The sequence below is a fragment of the Phycicoccus flavus genome (assembly GCF_004025965.2).
Taxonomy (GTDB): Bacteria; Actinomycetota; Actinomycetes; order Actinomycetales; family Dermatophilaceae; genus Phycicoccus; species Phycicoccus flavus.
The window spans coordinates 1-5572 of sequence record NZ_SAYU02000105.1 but is presented as its reverse complement, the minus strand read 5'-3'; the positions used below and the strand labels follow the sequence as shown (position 1 = coordinate 5572).

Here is a 5572-nt window from a genome sequence, read left to right as displayed (position 1 = left end):
AACGGCTCGTCCGCGAGCTCGCGCATCAGTCGAGGCGCACGACGGCGACGCAGCGCCCGAGGACCTTCTGGCCGTCCGCCGTGACGGTGACGTCGAGGGTGACCCGCCCGGTCTCGGCGTCGACGGTCCGCACCGCGCCCTCGACGTCGATCGAGGCGCCGGAGGTGGGGACGACGACGGGCTTGGTGAACCGGGTGCCGAACTCGACGACCCGGCCGGGGTCGCCGGCCCAGGCGGAGACGACCGACCCGGCCGCCCCCATGGTCCACATGCCGTGGGCGATGACGTCGGGGAGCCCGACCGACCGCGCCACGTCCTCGTCCTGGTGGATGGGGTTCTGGTCCCCCGAGGCGCCGGCGTAGGCGACGAGCGTCTCGCGGGTGACGGGCACGGTGACGGGTCCGACGACGTCCCCGACCGCGACGTCGGCCAGCGGGCGGGCGGCCATCAGGACTCCCCTCCCCGGACGACGATCGTCGAGGTGCAGGTGGCGAGCGCCTCGCCGCCCGCGGTGGCGAGCTCGGTGCGCGTCGTGACCATCGAGTGGCCGCCGGCCTGGCGGACGGCGTCGACGGTGAGGGTGCCGACCACCTCGTCGCCGGCGGTGATCGGGCGGTGGTGCACGAAGCGCTCCTCGCCGTGGACGACGCGGGAGAAGTCGATGCCGGCCTCGGGGTCCGCGACGTAGGCGGCCTCGGTCTGCTGGGCGAACCGGACGGCCATCGTCGGCGGGGCGACGACGTCGGCGTAGCCGGCCGCGCGGGCGACCTGGGGGTCGGTGTGCACCGGGTCCTGCGAGCCCACGGCCGCGGCGAACGCGGCGACGAGGGCGGCGTCGACCGGGTAGGGCCCGCTCGGCGGGTAGGTGCGACCGACGAAGTCGGGGTTCACGGCCATGCCGACCACTCTAGGGCCCGGCGCCGACGGCCCCCGACACGCGCCGAGGCCGCCGGCACCGAGTGGTGCGGGCGGCCTCGGACGGACGCGGGAGAGCCCTCAGCGGGTCTCGCGGTGCGCGGTGTGCTTATTGCAGCGCGGGCAGAACTTCGCCAGCTCGAGCCGGTCGGGGTCGTTGCGGCGGTTCTTCTTCGTGATGTAGTTGCGCTCCTTGCACTCCGTGCACGCCATGGTGATCTTCGGGCGGACGTCGGCGCTCTTGCTGGCCACGGGGCAACCTGCTCTCGGAAAACGGGGGTGGATCTCGGGGCGGCGCGGGCGCGATGCCACGCGCACGCCAGCACAACAGGGTACGCGACCCGGTCATTCCCGGGAAATCACGGACCTCGGCGTAGCGGGAGCGGGGCTCGATCCCGCGACCTCACGATTATGAGTCGTGCGCTCTAACCAGCTGAGCTACCCCGCCTTGGGGGAACGACCGGGGCCTGTCGTGCGCGCGGGCTCCGGCCGGACCAGAGCCCCCTGTCGGAATCGAACCGACGACCTTTTCCTTACCATGGAAACGCTCTGCCGACTGAGCTAAGGGGGCGGATGCGGGGCGCGTGAGCGCCCCGCAGACCGACGGAGACGATACATGCTCGGGATCGGTCCCGCGAAATCCGCAGGCCCCGGTTCACCCGCCGCCCGTGACGGCGATGGCCGAGGCGACCACGGCCGAGACGAGGTGGAAACCGCCGGTCACGACGCCGTACACCAGGGGTCGGGCGGTCCGCGGGGAGAAGGCGTTGGTCACCGACACCGGCACGCCGACTCCGGCCCCGACGAGGAGCCCGACGACGAGCGCGTCCGTGACCGTCCGGGCTCCGACCGCCCCGACGAGCACCGCGGTGACGTAGGCCATGGCGGCGGAGCCCACGAGAGGCGCCACGTAGTAGCCGGGGGTGAAGGTGGACTCGCTGCGCGGTACGCCGACGGCCCGGTCCCAGACGGCACCGAAGAGCGGCGTGAACCAGAGGGCGCCGAGGACGAAGAGGGTGACGCCGGCGAGGAGGGCGAAGAGCCAGGCCCGGGGGTCGAGGAGGAGGACATCGGTCATCGCCCCAGCCTGCGTCGGGTCGCACGTGAGGTCTTGGAGAAAGGTGACGGACGGGCAGTCCGCCGCTACCGTCCCCCCGTGAACACGGACCCCGACCGGACTCGGCCGATCGAGCCCGCCGAGCGGTCCGGTGTCGTCGTTCCGGCCAACCTCGTCCGGTATGCGGCTCGTTGGGCGACCCCGGCCGCGGACCTGTCAGCGGTGGTGGACGCCTACTGGTCGGTCGCCTGGGACCTCGGTGACGACGTCGTCGAGCAGCGGATCCTCACGATGCCTGCCGTCACCCTCTCGGTCGAGGAGGGCGAGGTCCCCGCCCCTCTGGTCGTGACCGGGGTGCACCGGCACGCGTGGCAACGCACCATCACCGGCCGTGGGCGGGTTTTCGCCGTCCGGCTCCGTCCAGCCGGTCTCGCGGTCCTCGCGGACCTCACCTGCGCGGACGTCGCCGACTCCACGGTGCCGGTCAGCCGCTCGCTCGACACCCGCCTGTTCGGGCTCCTGGACGAGCTGGCGCGCACCCCGCACAACCAACGGCCGGAGCGCGCCGACGAGCTGCTCAGGGCGCGGCTGGCCGAACGGGCGCCGTCGCGGGCAGGTCTCCTGGCCAACGAGGTGCTCGACGTCCTCACCGCGGGCCTCCACACCCGGACCGGCCGGCCGCTCACCGAGGCGACCGGCCGCTCCGAGAGGGCGATCCAGCGGGCCCTGCGCTCGACCCTCGGGCAGGGACCGAAGTGGGTGTCTCGCTGGGTCCGCCTCCAGGAGGCCACCCGCCTGCTGTCGCAGCACCCCGCGCCCGCGCCTGCGGACGTGGCCCACGAGCTGGGCTACTCCGACCAGGCCCACCTGACCAACGACTTCCGTGACGCCGTCGGCACGACACCGGCCGCGTACGTCGAGACGCTCAGGCGCCTTGCGACCCCGGACGCTCCAGCGACTGGGCGGACTCGACCAGCGCCGGTCCGTACCAGGTGAGGAGCCGCCCCGAGACCAGCCGGGTGGGGACCCGCGCGAACGCCTCGGGGCCGTCGCCGGCGGTGAACTCGTAGGGCTCGTCGGGCAGGAGGACGACGTCGGCGACCGACGGGTCGTCGAGGGCCGCGACCTCGGCCGGCGGGTAACGGCCACCCGCGGGGTCCCCGCCGACGACCTCGACCCCGAGCCGGGCCAGCAGGTCGGCGGTGAACGTCGGCCGGCCGACGACCATCCACGGGTCGCGCCAGACGGGGACGACGGCCCGGGTGCGCGGGGGCGGCACCGGGCCGGCCCAGGCGCGGGCGGCGTCCGCCAGCCACGCCGGCTCGGCCAGGTCCAGCGCCTCGACGAGGAGCCGGCGCATCGAGGCCAGGGCCTGCGGCACGGTCTCGATCTCGGTGACCCAGACGGCGACGCCCCGCTCCCGGAGGCGACGGACGTCGAGCTCGCGGTTCTCCTCCTTGTTGGCGACGACGAGGTCGGGCTCCAGGGCGGCGAGCGCGGCCAGGTCCGGGTTCTTCGTCCCGCGCACCCGGGCGACGTCGAGGCCGGCCGGGTGGGTGCACCAGTCCGTCGCGCCGACGAGCCGCTCGGGGCAGGTGACCGCGAGCGCCTCGGTGAGCGACGGGACGAGCGAGACGACGCGACGGGCCGGACCCGCGAGGTCGACCGGCGCTGCGAGGTCGTCGACGTGGGTGCTCAGCGCGGCGCCATCCGCAGCGCGCCGTCCATCCGCACGACCTCGCCGTTGAGGTAGTCGTGGTCGACGATCGCGAGGGCCAGCCGGGCGTACTCCTCGGGCCGGGCGAGCCGCTGCGGGAAGGGGACGCCGGCCGCGAGGGTCTCGCGGAACTCCTCGGACACGGTGGCGAGCATCGGCGTCTCGACGATGCCGGGGGCGATGGTCATCACCCGGATGCCGTACTGCGCGAGGTCGCGGGCCGCGGGGAGGGTGAGCCCGACGATGCCGCCCTTGGACGAGCTGTACGCCGCCTGCCCCACCTGCCCGTCGTAGGCGGCGATCGAGGCGGTGTTGACGACGACGCCGCGCTGGCCCTGCTCGTCCGGCTCGGTGGCGGCCATGGCCTCGGCGGCGACCGTCATGACGACGAAGGTGCCGAGCAGGTTGACCTCGAGCACGGTCCGGTAGAGGTCGATGGAGTGGGTGCCCTTGCGTCCGAGGATCCGGGCCGACGGTCCGATGCCGGCGCAGTTGACGACGACGCGCAGGGGCCGCTGGGCGTCCTCCGCGGCGCGGGCGACGGCCGCGCGGACCTCGGTCTCGGACGTGACGTCCGTGGGCACGTACTCGACGCCCTCGACGGCCGGGGCGGCGGCGCAGGCGTCGGGGAGGTCGAGGGCGAGGACCCGGGAGCCCGCGGCGGCGAGGGCGGCGGCGGTGGCCGCGCCCAGGCCCGAGGCGCCACCGGTGACGAGGGCGGAGATGTCGGCGGTCTGCATGGCCCCATGCTGCCAGCCCCGGCCCGCGGCTCCGCCCGGCGGCGATGACCACGGCCGTCGGTGGCCGGTCGTACGGTGGGGCCATGGAGCTGCGCATCGGAGGGCACGTCGACCAGGAGGACCCCGTCGCGGAGGCGGCGTCCCGCTCGGCCGGGCTGAGCCAGATCTTCCTCGGCGACCCGCAGAGCTACAAGGGGCCCGTCGTGCGGTACGAGGGCGGCGCCGAGGCGCTGCGTGCGGCGGCGGAGGCGGCCGACGTCCACCTCTACGTCCACGCGCCCTACCCGATCAACGTCGCCGCGACGAACAACCGCATCCGGATCCCGGGGCGCAAGCTGCTCCAGCAGCACCTCACCGCCGCGGCAGAGATCGGGGCCAAGGGCGTGGTCGTCCACGGCGGCCACCTCGGGGTCGACGAGGACGCCGGCGTCGGCTTCGACAACTGGCGCAAGTGCGTCGACGGCCTCGACATGCCGGTCCCGCTGCTCATCGAGAACACGGCCGGCGGCGACAACGCCATGGCCCGGCGGCTGGAGGCGGTCGAGCGGCTGTGGGAGGCGATCGGGCGCGCGGAGGGCGGCGACACCGTCGGCTTCTGCCTCGACACCTGCCACGCCCACGCCGGCGGCGCCGACCTCGGCAGCGTCGTCGAGAAGGTCCGGGCCGTCACCGGACGGATCGACCTCGTCCACTGCAACGACAGCCGCGACGAGTTCGACAGCGGCGCCGACCGGCACACCAACCTCGGCTCCGGGCACATCGACGGCGCCGACCTCGCCGACGTCGTCCGGGCCGCCGGCGCTCCCGTCGTCGTCGAGACCCCGGGCGGCGTCGAGGGGCAGTCCGCCGACATCGCCTGGCTCCGCGAGCGGCTGGCCGGCTGACCCCGCGCGCTCAGCCGGTGTCGACCAGCGGCCGGGCGACGACGTACCACGGCGCGGTCCCCCGCCCCTGCGGGTCGCCGTCGCCGGGCCTCGCCGGCGCGACCCGGCGGCAGTCCCCGGCCACGGTGCAGCGCAGCAGCACGCTCCCCGCACCGAGCCTCAGCGACACCCCGTCCGTGACACCCGAGACCAGCAGGGTCCCGCCCGGCTCGACCGCGGCGTCCCGCACCTCCACCGCGGTGCCTCGCAGCCGCATCTC

The 5572-nt window shown here is 74.7% G+C and carries 9 protein-coding genes and 2 tRNA genes; 2 read left to right on the top strand and 9 right to left on the bottom strand.

Annotated elements, in window-relative coordinates:
- Positions 1-25: 25 nt before the first annotated feature.
- From EPD83_RS19275 to EPD83_RS19250, 6 genes are all read right to left on the bottom strand, one after another.
- Positions 26-448 carry a MaoC/PaaZ C-terminal domain-containing protein gene (locus EPD83_RS19275; protein ID WP_128367707.1) on the bottom strand — a complete coding sequence of 141 codons (423 nt, stop codon included), beginning with the start codon at positions 446-448 and terminating at the stop codon, positions 26-28.
- Complete coding sequence (locus EPD83_RS19270; RefSeq protein ID WP_128367706.1) at positions 448-897, bottom strand: FAS1-like dehydratase domain-containing protein; 450 nt, start codon at positions 895-897, stop codon at positions 448-450. The genes EPD83_RS19275 and EPD83_RS19270 overlap by 1 nt, the downstream gene beginning before the upstream one ends.
- A gap of 99 nt (positions 898-996) precedes the next feature.
- Positions 997-1167, bottom strand: coding sequence for a 50S ribosomal protein L33 (rpmG, locus tag EPD83_RS19265; RefSeq protein WP_128367705.1), 171 nt, complete (start codon positions 1165-1167; stop codon positions 997-999).
- A 122-nt stretch (positions 1168-1289) separates the two neighbouring features.
- Positions 1290-1363, bottom strand: a tRNA-Met gene (locus EPD83_RS19260).
- Between the two features lie 50 nt (positions 1364-1413).
- Positions 1414-1486: transfer RNA gene (locus EPD83_RS19255), tRNA-Thr, on the bottom strand.
- Between the two features lie 84 nt (positions 1487-1570).
- Positions 1571-1993, bottom strand: a complete 423-nt coding sequence (locus EPD83_RS19250; protein ID WP_128367704.1) for a DUF1761 domain-containing protein — start codon at positions 1991-1993, stop codon at positions 1571-1573.
- 78 nt (positions 1994-2071) lie between these two features.
- Here EPD83_RS19250 and EPD83_RS19245 point away from each other — a divergent pair, with 78 nt between their 5' ends.
- Entirely contained in the window at positions 2072-2968 is an 897-nt protein-coding gene (locus tag EPD83_RS19245) for a helix-turn-helix domain-containing protein (RefSeq protein WP_165567019.1), read from the top strand.
- Here EPD83_RS19245 and EPD83_RS19240 read toward each other — a convergent pair.
- Positions 2898-3671 carry a helical backbone metal receptor gene (locus tag EPD83_RS19240; protein ID WP_128368504.1) on the bottom strand — a complete coding sequence of 258 codons (774 nt, stop codon included), beginning with the start codon at positions 3669-3671 and terminating at the stop codon, positions 2898-2900. The two genes, EPD83_RS19245 and EPD83_RS19240, sit on opposite strands and share 71 nt — an antisense overlap.
- Positions 3668-4429, bottom strand: a complete 762-nt coding sequence (locus EPD83_RS19235) for an SDR family NAD(P)-dependent oxidoreductase (RefSeq protein ID WP_165567018.1) — start codon at positions 4427-4429, stop codon at positions 3668-3670. The genes EPD83_RS19240 and EPD83_RS19235 overlap by 4 nt, the downstream gene beginning before the upstream one ends.
- An 83-nt stretch (positions 4430-4512) precedes the next feature.
- Here EPD83_RS19235 and EPD83_RS19230 point away from each other — a divergent pair, with 83 nt between their 5' ends.
- Positions 4513-5313, top strand: a complete 801-nt coding sequence (locus EPD83_RS19230) for a deoxyribonuclease IV (protein ID WP_165567017.1) — start codon at positions 4513-4515, stop codon at positions 5311-5313.
- Between the two features lie 10 nt (positions 5314-5323).
- On the opposite strand, the gene EPD83_RS19225 is transcribed toward EPD83_RS19230, so the two are convergent.
- The coding region (locus EPD83_RS19225) for a hypothetical protein (RefSeq protein WP_165567016.1) at positions 5324-5572 on the bottom strand (249 nt) is incomplete at its 5' end.

Excerpts from the sequence above, each read along its gene's own strand:
- EPD83_RS19275 (WP_128367707.1), bottom strand. The coding sequence starts at position 448 with ATGGCCGCCCGCCCGCTGGCCGACGTCGCGGTCGGGGACGTCGTCGGA.
- EPD83_RS19250 (WP_128367704.1), bottom strand. The coding sequence starts at position 1,993 with ATGACCGATGTCCTCCTCCTCGACCCCCGGGCCTGGCTCTTCGCCCTC.
- EPD83_RS19270 (WP_128367706.1), bottom strand. The coding sequence starts at position 897 with ATGGCCGTGAACCCCGACTTCGTCGGTCGCACCTACCCGCCGAGCGGG.
- EPD83_RS19235 (WP_165567018.1), bottom strand. The coding sequence starts at position 4,429 with ATGCAGACCGCCGACATCTCCGCCCTCGTCACCGGTGGCGCCTCGGGC.
- EPD83_RS19230 (WP_165567017.1), top strand. The coding sequence starts at position 4,513 with ATGGAGCTGCGCATCGGAGGGCACGTCGACCAGGAGGACCCCGTCGCG.